This window comes from Novosphingobium sp. CF614 (genome assembly GCF_900113255.1).
Taxonomy (GTDB): Bacteria; Pseudomonadota; Alphaproteobacteria; order Sphingomonadales; family Sphingomonadaceae; genus Novosphingobium.
In genome coordinates this window covers 11,825-29,364 of sequence record NZ_FOOR01000027.1, presented here as the reverse complement: position 1 = coordinate 29,364, position 17,540 = coordinate 11,825, and the positions used below count along the sequence as shown (strand labels likewise).

Sequence of the window (17,540 nt, the reverse complement as noted above, 5' to 3'; positions counted from 1 at the left end):
TTCCCGCGTGCGGAAGGCCCCATTTCGAAAGACGGTGAAGCGGAGGATTGAACGGCGTGCCCATCGACCTTTCCAAGATCACGGCGATCGACGTCCATGTGCACGCCGAGGTTTCATGCCACGATCCGGAAGATCCGGTGATGGCACAATTCTTCGACGCCGCCAGCACCTATTTCAAGGCCCCGCGCGAACGGCCGAAGATGCCCGAGATCATCGAGATCTACCGCGAACAGCAGATCGCCTTCTGCCTGTTCACGGTGGACTGCGAAAGCGGCATGGGGGCGCGGCGCCTCTCCAACTACGAGATCGCCGAATTCGCCGCCAAGCATGACGACATCTGCATCCCGTTCGCCTCGATCGATCCGCACAAGGGCAGGCTGGGTGCGCGCGAGGCGCGTGATCTTGTCGAGAACCACGGCGTCAGGGGCTTCAAGTTTCACGGCATCGCCCAGAATGCCGATCCCGGCGACCGGATGGGCTATCCGATCTATGAGGTCATCAACGAATACGGGCTGCCGGCGATCTTCCACACCGGCCATTCCGGTATGGGCACCGGGATGCGCGGCGGCGGGGGAATGCGGCTGAAGTTCGGCCAGCCGATCCTGGTCGACGACGTCGCGGTCGATTTCCCCGACATGAAGATCATCCTGGCGCATCCCAGCTGGCCCTGGGTGGACGAGAGCCTGTCCATGGCGCTGCACAAGGACAATGTCTTCATCGACCTGTCCGGCTGGTCGCCGAAGTATTTCCAGCCGCAGATCATCCAGTACGCCAATGCCCAGCTCCGCAAGAAGATGCTGTTCGGCAGCGATTTCCCGCTGATCCATCCGCGCAAATGGATCGATGCGGCACGGCAAGTCGGGTTCAAGGAGGAAATCCTGCCCGGCATCATGAAGGACAATGCGGCAAGGCTGCTCGGGCTGGCGTGACGGACAAGGAGAGGGACGTGGCGATCAAATACTATCACGCCGAACCTGCGGCCAACTCGTTGAAATCGATGATTCCGTTGAAGGAAAAGGGCCTTTCCTTCGAAAGCGTCTATGTCGACCTGCACAAGTTCGAACAGCATTCCGACTGGTTCGTGAAGCTCAATCCCGAGGGCCAGGTCCCCGTGCTCGAGCACAACGGCATCCTCGTCACGCATACCACCGTCATCAACGAATATCTCGAAGACGTCTTTCCCGAGATCCCGCTGCGCCCCTGCGATCCGGTCGGCAAGGCACGCGTGCGCTATTGGAACAAGTTCGTCGACGAGAACGTGATGAACCATGTTTCGATGCATGGCTGGCACCGCATGGTCGGCGTGATTGCCCGCAGCATCGACACGGGCGAGTTCGAAAAACTGCTCGAGCGCATCCCGCTTCCCGACCAGCGCAGGAAATGGGCGACCGCGCGATCCGGCTTTTCCGAGGCCGATCTCGCCAATGCGATGGACAAGATCGTCTACGCCTGCGCCAAAGTGGAAGCGGCGCTGGAGCATTCGCCCTGGCTTGCGGGTGACATGTACACCACGGCCGACATCAACTTCTATGCGATGTGCGGCATGATGGTGGAACGCATGTTCCCGGAACTGGAGGTCGCGGCGAAATATCCGCGCCTGGTCGGCTGGCGCGGGCGGATGGAAGCCCGGCCGGGGGTGCGGGCGGCCCTGGAAATGCCGGACCATACCAACCCGGCGCTGAGAACTTTCACCGGGCATGTGCGCTGAGGGGCTGCAATGGCGACTTTCATCCTGATCCACGGCTCATGGCACGGGAGCTGGTGCTTTGACGAGGTCAAGGCCCTGCTCGAGGCCGAAGGCCATCACGTCATGGCGCCGGATCTGCCGGGCATGGGCGGCGACGAGGTGAGCCTTGGCGCCGCGACCTTGCAGGGTTGGGCGGATTTCGCCGCCGGACTGTGCCGCGCCGCGCCGGAGCGTCCGGTCGTGCTGGCCGGGCACAGTCGCGGTGGGCTGGTCGTCAGCCAGGCGGCGGAAACCGCGCCCGATGCCATGGACGCGCTGGTCTATATCTGCGCGATGATGCTCCCTTCGGGCATGTCGCGCATGCAGTTCAAGCAGTTGGTGGGCCCCAATCCACCCTTGGACGCGCTCATCAAGCCGACCCCCGGCGGCCAAGGCACCGTCATCGTCGGCGAGCGGCCGGGCGCGGTCTTCGCCCAGAGATCGCCTCCCGACAAGGTCGCAGCCGCCATGATGCGACTGGTCGCGGAACCGCATGGGCCACGCTCGGAACCCCTGCGCCTGACGCCCGAACGTTTCGGCAGGCTCCCGCGAACCTATATCGAATGCAGCGAGGACCAGGTCATACCGCTGTCCAGCCAGCACCGGATGCAAGAGCTCGTACCCGGTGCGCGCGTCGAGCAGCTCTGGGCGGACCACAGCCCGTTTCTCTCGCGTCCGGTCACGCTCGCCAGACTCTTGATCGAGGCGATCCCACAGAATGCGACGGCCACCGCCGATCAACCTGGCGCCGAACTCTGAAGCGGGTCTCAAAGAGGAGCAGGGCCGTGTACGCCATCATCGGCGCCTCGGGATGGCTCCGCCGTCTCGTGATCGAGGAATTGCTGAAGACGATTCCCTCCCGGTCGATTGTCGCGGCTCCGGCCGCATTGCACTCCAGCTAGGGGTTGAACCCGGGCCTTTCCGGCCAGCGCGGCGATCCGCATTCGCACTCGACTTTGACGGGACGGTCAACTAGCGACCAGCACAGGAGTGCGTGATGACGAGAAGCAAGGAGACGCTGGTCCCGACGACGCCGCATGTCGAAGGTGACGAGGAAATTGGCGAAATCCGCAACATAGTCGGATTCCACATCCGGCTGGCGCACGGCGCCGTCTACCGGCATTTCACCGAGACTTTTTCCAATCTCGATCTGACCCAGAAGCAGGTTTCCGTGCTGTGGCTGATCGACGATCATCCAGACATCGCCCAGACCGATCTGGCACAGCGCATGCGCATGGACCGCGCCACGACCATGGCGATCGTCAACCGACTGCAGGCGCGCGGCTTTCTCGTGCGCGGGAAATCGACCAGCGACGGACGCAAGCAGACCCTCAACCTGACCGACGAGGGACACCGGGCACTGGTCGTCGCGAAGGAAGCGATTGTCGAGCATGAGAAATGGCTCAAGTCACGCTTCACCGAAAAAGAGGTCAAGACCCTGATCGAGATGCTCGCACGCATTCACGAATAGGCGGCGGCGCGAAGGGCGCCGCGTCCCTTTACCTCTCCCGGAATGCATGTGAAGCATACAAAATCAAACGTGCCGCGAAGGAGAGCAGCTTTGAGCGCCAACGACCCCGCATCGAATCAGCCGCCGGGCTATGTTCCCCCGAAAGTCTGGACCTGGGACAAGCCCAGCGGCGGCGCCTTTGCCAACATCAACCGCCCGGTGTCGGGCGCGACACATGAAAAACCGCTGCCGGTCGGCCATCATCCGTTGCAACTCTACTCGATGGGTACGCCCAACGGCGTCAAAGTCACCATCATGCTCGAGGAACTGCTGGAGAAGGGCCATGCCGATGCGGAGTACGATGCCTGGATGATCGACATCAACGCCGGCGACCAGTTTGGCAGCGGCTTCGTGGCGGTGAATCCCAATTCGAAGATACCCGCGATGGTCGATCGCTCCATGGACCCGCCGGTTCACCTGTTCGAATCGGGTTCGATCCTGTTCTATCTGGCCGAGAAGTTCGGGGAATTCCTGCCGACCGAACCGCATGCGCGCGCGGCGACGATGAGCTGGCTGATGTGGCAGATGGGCTCGGCGCCTTACGTCGGCGGCGGCCTGGGGCATTTCTACGCCTATGCGCCGTTCAAGATCGAATACGCGATCAACCGCTTCGCGATGGAAACCAAGCGCCAGCTGCACGTTCTCGACACCCATCTGGCCGGGAACGAATTCGTGGGCGGCACCCAATATACCATTGCCGACATCGCCATCTTCACCTGGTATGGCAACATCATGCGGGACGCCTACAATTGCCAGGAATTCCTGGCGGTGCACGAATACACGCATCTTGACCGCTGGGTGACGCAGATCGCCGCGCGGCCGGCCGCGATCCGGGGCAAGATGGTCAACCGCACCTTCGGCGATCCGCAAAGCCAGTTGCGCGAACGCCATGACGCCAGGGATTTCGAGGTCAACCGCGAAGACATGGTCCAGGCGCGCGGCGGTATTCGGCTATAGGGCATCGCGCGGCAAGGTTGCGGTCTCTGCGGCCCGTTCCGGACCGGCCCACCGATCGCCATATCCTGCTTGTGGGATTGCGAGGGAGGATCGCCGCCGCCCCTGATTCTTTGCTTGATTTTTGTATGCAATGCAAACAATGTTGAAGCAAGGCAAGGCCAGCTTGCACACCTTTACCAGGAGAGGCTTCCCCATGACCCAATCGCTCCAGACCCTGCTTGACGGTGCCGGCGACACTGTCAATTTCCTTCGCAACCAGCAGGTCGGGCCCAATGTCTACCCCGGTGTTCCCGCCGAATTTTCCAACTGGCGCGACGAGCAGCGGGCCTGGGCGGAAACCTGCGTGCTGTTCAACCAGTCCTACCATATGGCCGAACTCATGGTCGAAGGGCCGGGGGCGTTCGCGTTTCTCAACGGGCTGGGCATCAACAGCTTCAAGGGCTTCACGGTCGACAAGGCCAAGCAGTACGTCCCGGTGACGCACTACGGTCACGTGATCGGTGACGTGATCCTGTTCTACCTGGCGGAGAACACCTTCAACCTCGTCGGCCGCGCGCCGACGCTCAACTGGCTGATGTTCCACGGCGAAGGCCGCCAGGACGTGGTTCTTACTTATGATGAGCGAACCGTCGCGCGACCCGATCCGGAGAATCGCCGCCATTATCGCTATCAGGTCCAGGGGCCCAATTCGAACAAGGTCATCGAAGCCGCGACCGGCAGGCCCGCGCCGGAGCTCAAGTTCTTCAACATGTGCTGGATGGAGATCGGCGGCAAGAAAGTGCACGCGCTTCGCCACGGCATGGCCGGGCAGCCCGGCTACGAACTGATGGGGCCCTGGGACGAGCGCGAGGCCGTCCACGGCGCACTGGTCGAAGCGGGCAGCAAGTTCGGCATGAAGCTGGTGGGCGGCCGCACGTACTCTTCGAACACGCTGGAATCGGGCTGGATCCCGTCGCCGCTGCCGGCCATCTACACGGGCAACCTGCTCAAGCCCTACCGCGAGTGGCTGAGCGTGAATCATTACGAATCGCGCTGCTCGATCGGCGGCAGCTATGTGCCGGACAGCGTCGAGGGCTATTACCTGACGCCGTGGGATCTGGGCTATGGACCGTTCGTCAAGTTCGACCATGACTTCATCGGCCGCGAAGCACTAGAGAAGATCGCTGCCGGCCCGCATCGCAAGAAGGTCACCATCGCGCTGGACGACGCCTCCGTGTCGGAGGCGATCTACGGCCAGTTCGGCAAGATCCGGGAAGGGGGCGAACTGCGCCCGAAATACATGGAATTCCCCAGTGCGGTCTATTCCATGCATCCTTTCGACCGGGTCGAGAAGGACGGCAAGCTCGTCGGCCTGTCGACCTGGATCGGCTACACCACCAACGAGGGCAAGATGCTGACGCTGGCGATCGTCGATGAAGCCATGGCCGAACCGGGCACCGAGATCGACTTCATCTGGGGTGAGCCGGATGGCGGCACATCGAAGCCGACGGTGGAGAAGCACCGCCAGATCACGATCAAGGGCGTGGTCGCGGCCGTTCCTTATTCGGAAGTCGCGCGCACCAGCTATGCGCCGAGCTGGCGCACCAAGGCGGCGTGACGGCGATGGCGCGTGACGCGGAATGTGGGTGATGGACGCGCTCGAACGTCTGCTGACCGAGCGCGCCGTTGAACGGATGATCGCGGACTACGCCGCGCTGAACGACGCGGGCGACTGGGCTGCGGTGGCGGCGATGTACGTGCCCGAGGGCCGGATGAGCCGCCCCACCGCACCCGATGCCTTCGTCGAAGGGCGCGATGCGATCCTGGCGGCCTTCCAGGCCCGCCCGGCCCGCGCATCGCGCCATGTGGTCGCCAATATCCGTGTCGTCCTGGCCGGCGACGGTGCGACCGCGACAAGCCAGATCCTGCTGTTCACCGCAGCGGACAAGCTTCCGCTCGTCGGCACGTATGCGGACCGACTGGTGCTGACGGATGAAGGTTGGCGCTTCATCGAACGGCGCGGCAGCCTGGATTTCACCTGACACCCAATGTCGCGGGTTGCGCCTCAGCGCCTCCCGCTACATCAGCGTTTCATCATAGACCAACGGAAAAGGTTCGCCTTGCCGGACAGCGGCGCGGCGATGCGTGCTTCGCTCGTGCGCCGGAACCCGCGCGACTCGAGTTCACCGCGCACGGCGGTCCAGTCGCTCCAGCCGATCAGCCCCTCGACGCCCCCGACCTCCGGAAGATCGCCCCGCAGTTCCGCCCACTGCGTTTCGTGCGCGCGGGCCAGGTCGAACCGCTGGCCGGCCACCCCTGCGGCGAAGGATGCCGATTCCGGCAGTCGGCTATCGAACACGATCAGGCGACGAGCGGTCATGCCTTGCGCCGTTCCGACGGCGAGCGGCGCGGCGGCGGCAAGCGCCGCCGTGCCTTTCAACACGGTCCTGCGGTCCATCATTTGCCCTTCCCCAGATAGGCCGAGACACTGTCCAGCTCGGGATCGGTGATGTCCACGCGGGTCTGCGGGGGCATGGCGTTCTTGCCCAGGCGTACCACCGCCGTGACGTAGTCGGCGGTCAGGTCGGTGCGGTTGGCAAGCAGGCCCATCTCCGGCGATGCGCCCGCCATGACCTGCTGCTTGGTGAGCAGGTTGGTGCCCATGCCGCCAACCAGATGGCAGTAGCCGCAGTGGTATTCAAACAGTGCCTTGCCGTCGCGGCCCGCCGCAAGCCGGTCGCCGGCGGGCGCTTCGGGCCGCATCTGATAGGGCGGAGGCGGCGGCGGGACGCCCGCCTGGGCCGGACCGGAAGGCGGCGTCGCGGTTTCCTTCTTGCAGGCGACGACCGATATCAGGGGAAGCGCCGCGAGCGCGACGAGAACGGCGCGCTTCATGCCCGGCCCTCCTTCGCGGAATCGCGATAAGCCGATGGCCAGACCCCCTGCTTGCCCGGTGCGAGGATGCCATTGGGATCGAGCGCGTCCTTCACTTTCTCATTGAAGCGCCGCAGCGCGTGATCGTTGAAGCCGTAAGTATCCATCACGGAGTCCATCCAGCCCAGGTGCGTGCGGTATTCGCCATAGCCGGCCTTGGCGGTCTCGCCGATCAAGGTCGAGAACAGCTTGCGCATCGTGTCGATCTGCCCGGGATCGTCACGGTCGAACATCAGCATGTTCACGTTGTTGGCGAAACGCCCGTTGATCGTGAAGCTGGCGTAGAAGTCGATGTCGAAATCGGCGATGATCTTGCGGCTGCGGCGCATCTGGCCCAGCACATGCTCGCCGGTCGCGGGCACGACCGGCGAGAAGCCCATGTGCGCGCCGCGTCCGCCGATCCAGTCGCTCATCTGCAGCGGCACTGCCGACGGTACGCCCATGGTGATCTCGAACGCATTGATCGGATCGCCTTCGCGCCACCAGTTTTCCTGCGGCGGATCCTTGAGGTTGCGGGCCATCGCTGCCTTGACGATCTCCGCCTTGGCCTTGATGACGCTTTCTTCGCCGTAGAGCCTGAGGGCGACTTGCCAATAGCCCAGCTTGTACTGCTTTAGCAGTTCCTTGATGCGCCAGTCGGGGATCGCCGACGGCTTGTCCCAGAAATCCTTGCGCTGCCCTTTGAGCACCATCTTTCCCAGCCAGCTGGGAACGAACACGTTCTGCTCGATCAATCCGGAGATCTTGAGCGGCGTGATGGTGTCGACCACCCAGCCGATGTCTTCGGCCTCGGGAATGTCGAACACCAGTTCGAGCGAGGCGGCGGGTGCCGGCTGGAGCCAGAGCCCGGCCTTGGTGACGATCCCCAGGTTCGACTGCGAGAACGCCAGGTCCCAGGTTGGGCCGTAGCCCATCGGAAAGACGTGCCAGGCCGGGTTGTTGTCCATCCCGCCCAGCCCCGTGCGCATCACGTCGCCATCGGGCAGCACCGCCTCGATCCCGCACAGGTTCCTCGCATGAAGACCGTAGGGCGTGTAGCCGATGCCATGTTCGAGCGCGTTACCGAGCACCGAGCCCCAGGCGTTGCCCGGCACCGATATCCACAGCGGCGCCTTTTCGCGCTGGATATGCTCGTAGAGATCGAAGAAGCCGACGCCGGGCTCCACCACGCAGTAGGCCAGCCTGGGATCAAGCTCGAGGATCCGGTCCATGCGGCCAAGATCGAGCACGATCGTTCCCGCCATGCGCGGGGCGGACGTGCCGTAGCCCAGGTTCTTGCCGCGCGCGACCGGCCAGAGCGGGGTCTTGTGCTCGTTGGCCAGGCGCACGATCGCACGAATTTCCTCCACCGATGCGGGCGCCACGGCGGCGGAAGCCGGCCACTGTTCGGCGGGCCCGGGCGCATAGACATCGGCATAGGCATCGCGGTCGGCATCGCTGGCCATGACCCAGTCCTTGCCGACGACACGGGCCATGGCCTGCAGCGCGGTATCGAACTGTTGCGGCGAGACGCGCGGCGGCAGGGTGAGTTTCATGGCGCTACCTCAGTAATTGGAAAGGATGGTCAGGCTGGGTCCGTCCAGCGGTTTGCCAGCCTTCTGCTTGGCGAGTTCATCCGTGCGGGTCCTGGCCTGGAGGTCGATCAGATAGGCGTGGATCGCATCGGCATCCTCCACCGAGAGAATGTCGTTCCAGCGCGGCATGCCGTTCGGCAACAGCAGCCCATCCAGCACGATCTGGCGGAACGCCTCATGCGTGCCGGGCTGCATCCGCCGGAGATCCGGCGTGATGGAGCGATGGCGATTGGCATGGCAGATCGCGCAGTTGCCGAAGAACAGGCCTTGCCCCTTGGCGATCAGCGCGGGCGTGACGCCCGGTGCCTGCCTTGGCGGTTCGGGCGCCGCTTCAAGCGGCGGCAGTTCCGGCGGCATGGGAACCGCGCCGCCATCGAGCTTGAACACCAGCAGGCGATCGGCATTGCCGCGCGTGTAGGCGGCCGAAAAGCGCGGCGTGAAGGGAAAGCCGCCGCCACCCCATCCGGCCATGACCGCGACATATTGCACACCGCCGACTTGATACGTCATCGGCGCGGCCATGATCGAGGTGCCGGTAGGGATTTCCTTCAGCACCTTGCCGGTCCTCGCATCGCGCACCACCAGCTTGCCTGAAAGCGTGCCGTGGAACAGCAGGCCGGAAGCCGTGGTCATCACACCGCCGCGATCCTGCCAGCCCTCCGTGTCCTGCGCCCAGACGGTCTTGCCGGTCAGCGGATCGATCGCGCGCATCTGCGCCTTGCCGGGATTGCGCAGCGCCTCGGCATAGGCAGGCAGCGCCTTGACCGCCGCCGCGAGCGGCGGCGGCAGCGTGCCGACCGCGTTTTCCACGTCGGGCGTGAAAATCAGCGCCGCGTCATTGTTCAGCCCGCGCTGCTTGTGCGGCTTGGCACCCGGCGTCATGAAGATCAGGTTGCCCATATCGAGCACCGATGCGTAATAGAGCCCGCTTCGCGGGTCGTAGGAAGCCGGGAACCAGTTGCGCGCGCCTGGCGTGCCTGGAAACACGATCTTCGGTCCGGACGTGTAGTCGGCCGCTTCGGGATCGAGCCGCGGCCGGCCGGTCTTGAGATCGACGCCCTTGGCCCAGTTGACGCGCGCGATCGGGTTGGCGCGCAGCAGCTTTCCGTCGCGCCGATCGATCACGTAGAGGAACCCGTTCTTGGGTGCGTGCAGGATGACGGGGCGTTCCTCGCCATCGATCTTCATGCGGGTAAGAATCATCGGCGCGGTGGACGTGAAATCCCAGTTGTCGCCCGGCGTTTCCTGGTAATGCCACTTCATCAGGCCGGTTTTCGGATCGATCGCCACGATCGAACCGAGGTAGAGGTTGTCCCCGCCCCGCGGCGAGCGCTTGGAAGTGGCATAGGGACCGCCGTTGCCGGTGCCGACCAGGACGAGCCCCGTCGCGGGATCGTAGTTGATCGCGTCCCACGGTGCGCCGCCGCCGCCGATGTCCCAGCGGCTGTTCGGGTCCCAGGTCTTGAGCGCGGCTTCGAGTTCGGGCGTTTCCTGCGGCCCGAGCTTCGGATCGCGCGGCACGACGTGCCAGCGCCAGCGCAGCTTGCCGGTTTCCAGATCGAGGGCGGTGACATAGCCGCGCACGTCGTATTCGGCGCCGGCCATGCCGATCACCACCACGTCGCCGGCGACTTCGGGCGCGCCGGTGGAATTGTCACCCTTTCGGCGGTCCTCGATGAAATCGGCCTTCCACACGACCGCGCCGGTCCTGGCATCGAGCGCATAGAGCCAGCCGTCGAGCGTAGCGACGAAGACCTTGCCGCCGCCTTTCCCATCCGGTGCCACCGCGACACCGCGATTGACCATGTCGCAGCAGGCCGTGCGGTTGAACTGCATGTCCACTTCGGGTTCGAAACGCCAGAGTTCCTTGCCGGTGGCGGCATCGAACGCATAGGCCCGGCCCGCCGTGCCCGAGGTGTACATCACCCCGTCGATGACAACGGGAGTCGCCTCCATCCCGCGCGCGGTGCCGAGTTCGGCCTGCCAGGCAAGGCCGAGCCGATCGACGTTCGAGGCATCGATCCTCGTCAGGGTGGAGAAACGCGTCTTGCCGGCATCGCCGCCCGGGTTGGTCCAGTTGTCCCCCGCCTCCGCCTGCTGCGAAGGAGCCTGGTGGGAGGTCAACGAGCAAGAGTCGAGGAAGACCGCCAGCAGAGCGATCGAAACACGCTTCATCATGCCGCATCCCATGGGCTGGGCATGCGATAGGGCACGGTGATGAAGTTCGCCTCGATCTGGCGGATCATCCCGTGATCGATCTTGAACAGCTCGGAAATGTAGAAGCTGTGGGGTCGGCGCACCGGACTCTTCACGGTGCGCCCGTCGGTCAGCCGATAGGTGTCCAGCCGGCCGGAATGATCGATGAAGCCGAAAGCCAGAACCAGCCCGCGCTCCTCGTCCACCAGGGGAAAACGGCGCGCGCGCAGTTCATCGTCATAGCGGTAGTTGCCCATGCGGAACTGCTCTTCGCAGCCCAGCGCGGAAACCGGCACGATCTTGGCGAATTCCGGATTGCGCGTGGTCTGCACACCGTTCTCGACGCGATTGCAATCGGGATGGAACTTGGTGTGGATCGTGCCGTCGTTGAGTTGCAGGGTATCGAAATAGCCGTTGGACAGCCGCACCATTTCCGTGCGCGAAACCGGTGCTTCGGCCTTCGCTTCGAGAATCGGTTTGGTCCAGTAACGCGGATTTTCGAACTTGATGCCGCTGTCCGACTGGCGGACGACCACCGCTTCGGCCTCGCTCACCTGGCCCAGATCGTTGACTTTCAGCCGCAACGTAAAGGCCGATTGCTCGATCGGCTCGATCACCGTGCCGAAATATCCGATTTGCCCCTCGGCGGTATCGGCAAAGCAAAGCCGGTAGTCACCCAGCCGCGCGATCGTTCCCCACATGCCGTCGCCGATCGCAAGCATCACGTTGTTTTCGGACACGCGGGCTGCAGGGGCCCAGTCCACGCCGCCAGGATCGCGCGCGCCAAGCGCCGCAAGATAGCCGTCAAGCACGCCGTAAAGCGCGGACCTGTCCATAACCTCTCCCCATTGGCCTTTGACGGCCGTGCGCTTTTGTTGCATATCTTACCAAATGTTACAATAGAGGGAGAGGAAAAATGGCGCGCGGTCCCGAAGAAGAAGCCACTTTGGCGCTGGTTCTGCGGATGTACCGCGAAGTGCTGATCGCCATGGATTCCAGTCGCGTCGACGACTTCATATCTCCCGCCTACATCCAGCACAGCTCACTGGCGGAACCGACGGTGGCGGCGCTCAAGGCCTTCCTGGACCGGGTCCGCGCCGAATCTCCCGATGCCAGCCACACCATCCACCGTGCCTTCGTCGATGGCGATCACGTTGTCGTTCACTGCCATGTCGAACGCTGGCCCGGCGATCCGGGCCTGGCGGTGGTCGACATCTTCCGCTGTGCGGACGGCATGATCGTCGAGCATTGGGACGTCATACAGGATGTCCCCACCGTGCCGATCAATTCCAATTCCCTGTTCTGAGAGAGGACCGATTCGATGCGTAAGTTGCCGATCACGATCGCCGCCCTGCTGGCGCTTGCCGCGCAGCCGGCCTCGGCCACCGGCTGCGGCCTCACGCCCAAGCAGGTGGTGACCCGTTTCATGACCGAATTCTATGTCAGGAAGGAAGTGCGCAAGGCCTTCGAGACGTGGGTCGACCCCGGCTATATCCAGCACAATCCGATGGCAGCCACCGGCCGCGACGCGGCGATCGGCTTCCTCGAACCCTTCTTCGCCGGCAATCCCGACATACACTATGAGATCAAGCGGATCATCGCCGACGGCGACCTGGTCGCCGTTCACTCCCGGGGAAGTTTCAGCGCCAGGGACCGCGGCGTCGCGGTCGTCGATATCCTCCGGGTCAAGGACTGCAAGGTCATGGAGCACTGGGACGTGGTGCAGCCGGTTCCCGAGACATCCGCCAACACCAACGGGATGTTCTGATCGTGCGGTTCAAGGACAAGAACGTCGTCATCCTGGGCGGCAATGCCGGAATCGGACTGGCGGCCGCGCGCCTGTTCAAGGCGGAAGGCGCGAAGCTCGCGCTGACCGGGCGCAACGCGGAAAGCCTTGCGCAGGCCGCCGGTGAACTTTCGGCGCTGGGGATTCGCAGCAACATGGCCAATATCGCCGACAGCGAAGCCGCGATGCACGCGATCGGCAATGCGCTGGGCGGGATCGACGTGCTGTTCGTCAACGCCGGCGTCGGCGGGTTCGCCCCGGTCATGGAGATCACCGAAGCGTTCTGGGACGGCATCCATTCAGTCAACCTCAAGGGCGCCTTTTTCGCCATCCAGAAGGCGCTTCCGCTGGTGCGGGACGGGGGCGCCATCGTCATCACCGGATCGATCGGATCGATCAGCGCCTTGCCCGGGAACGCCGTCTATGCTGCCGCCAAGGCCGGCGTCCGCGCGGTCGCGCGGATCCTGGCCGCCGAACTCCTGCCGCGTCGAATCCGTGTCAACATGGTCTCGCCCGGCCCGACCGATACCGAGATATTCAAGCGCGACGCCAGTGCCGAGGATATCGCCGGGATGCGCCGGCTCTTCGCCGACGCCGTGCCGATCGGCCGCATGGGCACCCCGGAGGAAGTCGCCCGCGCCGTCCTCTTCCTCGCCAGCGAGGAAGCGAGTTTCATAAACGGCGTCGATCTCTACGTGGACGGCGGCTGCATCGAGCTGAAGAGGTGAAGACCCCGAAAACTCGAGGGCGCTACAGCGTGGAAGGCATGGCGTCGAGCAGCATGGTTTTGCTCTCGACGTAGGCCCACAATCCTTCCGGCCCGCCCTCGCGCCCGACTCCCGATTGCTTGAAGCCGCCGAACGGCAGGCCGAAATCCATCCTCAGGCCGTTCTGCCCGAAGCCGCCGGTTCGAATCCGCCGGCCGATGGCATAGGCAGCCTGCGCATCCTGGGTCAGTACCGAACCGTTGAGGCCATACGCGCTTTCATTGGCGATACGGATCGCGTCTTCCTCGTCCTCGCAGGGGATCAGGCTGAGGACCGGACCGAAGATTTCCTCCTGCGCTATGCGGCTGGTATTGTCGACGTTGGCGAACAGCGTCGGCTCGATGAAATAGCCCACGTTGAGGTGCGAAGGCCGCCCGCCGCCATAAGCAAGGTCCGCGCACTTGCGGCCTTCCTCGATATACATCTCGACGCGTTCGAGTTGGCGCTTCATCGCCAGCGGGCCAAGCTGGGTCGCCGGGTCGGTCGAGGGACCGATGGCAACCTTGGCCATCTCCGCCGCGATGGCATCGGCCAGTTCGTCATGGCGCCCGCGCGGCACGATCACGCGGCTGAGCATGGCGCAGATCTGCCCGGACATCTGCACGATCGTACTCGAAAGCAGCTTCGCCGCCGCCTCGATGGGGAAATCGTCCCGCACGATCGCCGCTGATTTGCCCCCGAGTTCGAGCGTGCAGCGCGCGATGCGGCCGCCGCACACCGAGGCAATCCGCTTGCCGGCGATGGTCGAGCCCGTGAAGCTCACTTTATCGATGCCGGGATTGCACACCAGATGATCCGACGCCTCGCGCTGGCCCGGCACGAGATTGACCACGCCCGGCGGCAATCCGGCCGCTTCGGCGGCCTCCGCGATGATCCAGGCTTCCAGCGGGGTTTCGGGCGAAGGCTTCATCACCACCGTGCAGCCGGTGACCAGGGCATAGGCCACCTTGTTCGCCATGATGCCAAAAGGCGCGTTCCACGGCGCGATCGCCGCGACCACCCCGACCGGTTCGTGCGCGACGATCGCCGCCGGCGCGGCCATGGAAGCGCGCACTTCGGCGAATTCGAAGGCTTCGGCAAAGCCGGCGATCTGGTCGAGCGTCATCACTCCGCCCGCATGCATCATCGGCGCGAAACTCATGAGGCCGCCGACCTGGGCATTCCAGCAGCGCGCCAGCTCGTCGGTGCGGGAACGCAGATGATCGACCATCTTGCGGAACAGGACCAGCCGCTCCGCCTTGGCCATGCGCGGCCACGGTCCATGATCGAAGGCATCGCGCGCCGCCCTCACGGCCGCATCCATGTCGGCCTCGCCCGCTTCGGCGACCCGTGCGACGACCTGTTCGCTGTCGGGCGAGACGATTTCGATCATTCGCCCACTTTGCGCCGGCACCCAGGCGCCGCCGATATGGAGCCGGTCGGGATGGGCGATGGCAACGCCTTGGGGTAGCATATGTCCTGTCCTCGATCCTGTGGGGCGGCGCTTCGAACTTTGCGATCCGGCCGCCTCCGGTGATGTGGAAATCATGCAACCGTCTCGTCGCTCTGGTCGAAAAGGGTGGCCGTTGCCGGCCGCCCCCTCTCCCCGGAGCGCGAGCGATCATCCCGCCGGGATCAGAATTTCTTCTTGATCGAAACCGCCCATTCGCGGGGCCGGCCGGGGGCCCCACTGATCGAGCCGGCACCGGCGCCGGTCAGGTCGAACTTCGCCGTATAGTAATATTTGTCGAAGAGATTGGTCACCTCAAGCGCGACGTCGAGATCCTTGGCGGAATTCGACCAGGTCAGCCGGGCATTGGCCAGCGTGAAACCATCGAGCTGCCCATAAAGCGCCGAAGGAGAACCCGCGGCCGGGGTCAGGACGTTGCCGATCATGCTCCCCTGGTAGGCAACGTCGATACGCGGCGTCAGCCAACCGGCGCTGCCGAGATCGGCCTGATACTGCGCGCCCACGCTCCACTTCCATTTCATCATGCCCGGCGGCCGCGATTCGATCAGCGCCAGGACCGCTGCATCGGAAGAACAGGCGCCTGCCGCACCGCGAACCACCTGCGGGTTGATGCAGGTCCATTTCCAGTCCTGGTAGGAAAGAGAGCCGTCGATCTGCATTCCCGTGACGGGACTGAGGAACACTTCGGCCTCGATGCCCTTCGAATGGGCGTTGCCCGCGTTCTGCGGCAGCGCGCAAGGCCCCGGTCCACCGTATTGCGGACAGGAAAGCAGGGTAAGCTGCGCGTCCTTGAAGTCGAGATAGAACACATCGAGATTGAGGCGCAGCTTGCGATCGAACAGATCGGTTTTCACTCCGACTTCGTAGTTGGTGACCTTTTCCGGTCCGAACGCAAGCGCTTGCGCGGCATTGAAGGGGCGAGGGCCGTTGCCGCCGGCCTTGTAACCGGTCGCGATCGAGGCATAGGCCATCACTTCCGGGCTGAAACGGTAGTCGAGCGCCACGCGGTAATCCAGGCGATTGCCGCGGAACGGGGCCGCCGCTACGCCGTTCAACGCGCCCAGGAACGGATTCGGCGTTACACCGTCAAGGCTGAGCCGGTAGAATGTGTAGTCCTTGCTGTCGTGCGTGTAACGCAGACCCATGTTGATCGTCAGATTGTCGGCCGGCGTGACTTCGACATTGCCATAGACGGCCCGCGACTTGGTGCGGATGGGGTCATCGCCGATGAACTGCAAAGGGAAGATCGGCAGCGGCCCGGCAGCGACGTAGCGGATATCCTGAAGCGTATAGTAGACCGCCTTTTCATCCGAATAGAAGCCGCCCAGCGTGGCGTTTATCATGTCACCCAGCCTGGCGCCGAGCCGCAATTCCTGGCTGAATGCCCAATCCGTGACATTGTTGTTGCCGAAGCCGACGTTTGCCGGCGACAGGTCTCCATCGGCGCTGAAGCTGTTTTCGAACTCGCGGTAGGACGTGATCGAGGTCAGCTTGACGGCGTCGCTCAGGTCGTAGCCGATCTTGCCGGAAACACCCCAACTGGTGAGGACCGACAGCTCGCTGCCGGAAGTGGCGGCCATTGGGAAACCGTCGAGCGCCGGGATCAGGCCCGCGACGAAGCTGGCGGCATTCTGCCCGGTGGTATCGTAATTGCACCACGGCCCGCAGATGAAGCGGCTGTCATAAGGCAACCCGTTCGCCGTGGCGACGTTCGGATTGGAGTTGTTGGCATAAAGCAGCACCTGGGCCGAGTTGTGGTGTGAGCTGTGCGTGTAATCGCCGCTAATCAACACATCGAGCTTTTCATCGGGATTGTAGCGCAGCATGCCGCGCAAGGCCTGGTAACCGACATCGCCTTCCTTGTACTTCAGGCACTTCGAGCCGCCGCCGGTCGATGGCACACCGCTTGAGGGATGGGCGCAGCCGTAGTCATAGACGTTCACGTATCCTTCCTGGCTGGCATAAGCGCCGGAGATTCGACCGGAAAGATCGTCGGTCAGTTTGAAATCGGCGCTGCCGCGCAGATTGATCCGGTTGCGGCTGCCGTAAGTCGCCGACAGATAGCCGCCGTTCTCGCCGGTGGGCATCTTGGAGAAGAACTTGATCGCGCCGCCTTCCGCGTTCTTGCCCGTCAGCGTGCCCTGCGGGCCGCGCAGCACCTCGACGCGATCGACATCCATCAGATCGAGGTTGGCGCCGGTCAGGCGCGGATAATAGACGTCATCGATATAGATGCCGACGCCGGGCTCCATTGCCGGGTCGAAATCGCTCTGACCGAGACCCCGGATGGAAGCGGACACCGAATCGCCGAACGCGGCCGATTGTGGGCGCAGCAGCACGCTTGGCGCGCTGCTGGTCGCATCGGACAGGCTTGCCGCGCTGCGCTGCTCGAGCGTGTCGCCAGTCATCGCGGTGATCGCGATCGGCGTATCCTGCAAGTTCTGCGCGTAAAACTGTGCGGTAACGATGATTTCATCGGTGGTGACGCTGCTGCCGTCCTTATCGCCAGTCGCCTGCGCGAACGCCGGTGCCGCCGCCCCAAGCGCGATCGCCGACGCGCTGACCACCAATCCCAGACGCGCGATAGACGCGCCGGTAGATGCCTTCGCCATTTCCGTTCTCCTCTCCCGACCCTGAACCGGGCCTCTTTTCCCAATTGTT

17 protein-coding genes are annotated in these 17,540 nt (G+C 63.9%); 10 read left to right on the top strand and 7 right to left on the bottom strand.

The features are described 5' to 3' along the window. Window positions 1-56: 56 nt before the first annotated feature. The 7 genes from BM052_RS17600 (at window position 57) to BM052_RS17570 (ending at window position 6,214) form a co-directional block, all read left to right on the top strand. Entirely contained in the window at window positions 57-929 is an 873-nt protein-coding gene (locus BM052_RS17600; protein WP_304528653.1) for an amidohydrolase family protein, read from the top strand. Window positions 930-946: 17 nt separating this feature from the next. Beyond that, window positions 947-1,708 carry a glutathione S-transferase family protein gene (locus tag BM052_RS17595; RefSeq protein ID WP_177198542.1) on the top strand — a complete coding sequence of 254 codons (762 nt, stop codon included), beginning with the start codon at window positions 947-949 and terminating at the stop codon, window positions 1,706-1,708. A gap of 9 nt (window positions 1,709-1,717) precedes the next feature. Beyond that, window positions 1,718-2,485, top strand: coding sequence for an alpha/beta fold hydrolase (locus tag BM052_RS17590; RefSeq protein WP_091148999.1), 768 nt, complete (start codon window positions 1,718-1,720; stop codon window positions 2,483-2,485). 238 nt (window positions 2,486-2,723) lie between these two features. Next, window positions 2,724-3,197 carry a MarR family winged helix-turn-helix transcriptional regulator gene (locus BM052_RS17585; protein WP_091149011.1) on the top strand — a complete coding sequence of 158 codons (474 nt, stop codon included), beginning with the start codon at window positions 2,724-2,726 and terminating at the stop codon, window positions 3,195-3,197. Window positions 3,198-3,287: 90 nt separating this feature from the next. After that, on the top strand, window positions 3,288-4,193 hold the full coding sequence (yghU, locus tag BM052_RS17580; protein ID WP_091148997.1) for a glutathione-dependent disulfide-bond oxidoreductase: 906 nt from the start codon (window positions 3,288-3,290) through the stop codon (window positions 4,191-4,193). A 193-nt stretch (window positions 4,194-4,386) separates the two neighbouring features. Beyond that, complete coding sequence (locus tag BM052_RS17575; RefSeq protein WP_091148996.1) at window positions 4,387-5,790, top strand: syringate O-demethylase; 1,404 nt, start codon at window positions 4,387-4,389, stop codon at window positions 5,788-5,790. A 31-nt stretch (window positions 5,791-5,821) separates the two neighbouring features. After that, window positions 5,822-6,214, top strand: coding sequence for a nuclear transport factor 2 family protein (locus BM052_RS17570; RefSeq protein WP_091149009.1), 393 nt, complete (start codon window positions 5,822-5,824; stop codon window positions 6,212-6,214). A 41-nt stretch (window positions 6,215-6,255) separates the two neighbouring features. On the opposite strand, the gene BM052_RS17565 is transcribed toward BM052_RS17570, so the two are convergent. Genes BM052_RS17565 through BM052_RS17545 form a run of 5 tightly spaced genes read right to left on the bottom strand, consistent with a single transcriptional unit; the run spans window position 6,256 to window position 11,712 of the window. Beyond that, window positions 6,256-6,630 carry a hypothetical protein gene (locus BM052_RS17565; protein ID WP_091148994.1) on the bottom strand — a complete coding sequence of 125 codons (375 nt, stop codon included), beginning with the start codon at window positions 6,628-6,630 and terminating at the stop codon, window positions 6,256-6,258. Further along, complete coding sequence (locus BM052_RS17560) at window positions 6,630-7,067, bottom strand: c-type cytochrome (RefSeq protein WP_091148992.1); 438 nt, start codon at window positions 7,065-7,067, stop codon at window positions 6,630-6,632. Before BM052_RS17560 ends, BM052_RS17565 begins: the two co-directional genes overlap by 1 nt. Continuing rightward, window positions 7,064-8,641, bottom strand: coding sequence for an FAD-binding oxidoreductase (locus BM052_RS17555; protein WP_091148991.1), 1,578 nt, complete (start codon window positions 8,639-8,641; stop codon window positions 7,064-7,066). The genes BM052_RS17560 and BM052_RS17555 overlap by 4 nt, the downstream gene beginning before the upstream one ends. 9 nt (window positions 8,642-8,650) lie before the next feature. Then, window positions 8,651-10,858 carry a PQQ-dependent dehydrogenase, methanol/ethanol family gene (locus tag BM052_RS17550; protein WP_255406240.1) on the bottom strand — a complete coding sequence of 736 codons (2,208 nt, stop codon included), beginning with the start codon at window positions 10,856-10,858 and terminating at the stop codon, window positions 8,651-8,653. Then, complete coding sequence (locus tag BM052_RS17545; RefSeq protein ID WP_091148989.1) at window positions 10,855-11,712, bottom strand: DUF8021 domain-containing protein; 858 nt, start codon at window positions 11,710-11,712, stop codon at window positions 10,855-10,857. The genes BM052_RS17550 and BM052_RS17545 overlap by 4 nt, the downstream gene beginning before the upstream one ends. Window positions 11,713-11,792: 80 nt before the next feature. Between BM052_RS17545 and BM052_RS17540 the strand changes: the two genes are divergently transcribed. The 3 genes from BM052_RS17540 to BM052_RS17530 are packed head-to-tail and all read left to right on the top strand — an operon-like array spanning window position 11,793 to window position 13,390. After that, the gene (locus tag BM052_RS17540) at window positions 11,793-12,182 is read left to right on the top strand and encodes a nuclear transport factor 2 family protein (RefSeq protein ID WP_091148988.1); all 390 of its coding nucleotides are present in this window, start codon (window positions 11,793-11,795) and stop codon (window positions 12,180-12,182) included. A 15-nt stretch (window positions 12,183-12,197) separates the two neighbouring features. Beyond that, the gene (locus BM052_RS17535) at window positions 12,198-12,644 is read left to right on the top strand and encodes a nuclear transport factor 2 family protein (protein WP_091148986.1); all 447 of its coding nucleotides are present in this window, start codon (window positions 12,198-12,200) and stop codon (window positions 12,642-12,644) included. Between the two features lie 2 nt (window positions 12,645-12,646). Further along, a complete protein-coding gene (locus BM052_RS17530; protein ID WP_091148984.1) occupies window positions 12,647-13,390 on the top strand; it encodes an SDR family oxidoreductase in 744 nt (247 codons plus the stop codon). Between the two features lie 22 nt (window positions 13,391-13,412). Here BM052_RS17530 and BM052_RS17525 read toward each other — a convergent pair whose 3' ends face one another. Together BM052_RS17525 and BM052_RS17520 are read right to left on the bottom strand one after the other, a co-directional pair. Beyond that, the gene (locus BM052_RS17525; RefSeq protein ID WP_091148983.1) at window positions 13,413-14,882 is read right to left on the bottom strand and encodes an aldehyde dehydrogenase; all 1,470 of its coding nucleotides are present in this window, start codon (window positions 14,880-14,882) and stop codon (window positions 13,413-13,415) included. 161 nt (window positions 14,883-15,043) lie between these two features. Beyond that, the gene (locus tag BM052_RS17520; RefSeq protein ID WP_177198540.1) at window positions 15,044-17,491 is read right to left on the bottom strand and encodes a TonB-dependent receptor; all 2,448 of its coding nucleotides are present in this window, start codon (window positions 17,489-17,491) and stop codon (window positions 15,044-15,046) included. Between the last annotated feature and the right edge of the window lie 49 nt (window positions 17,492-17,540).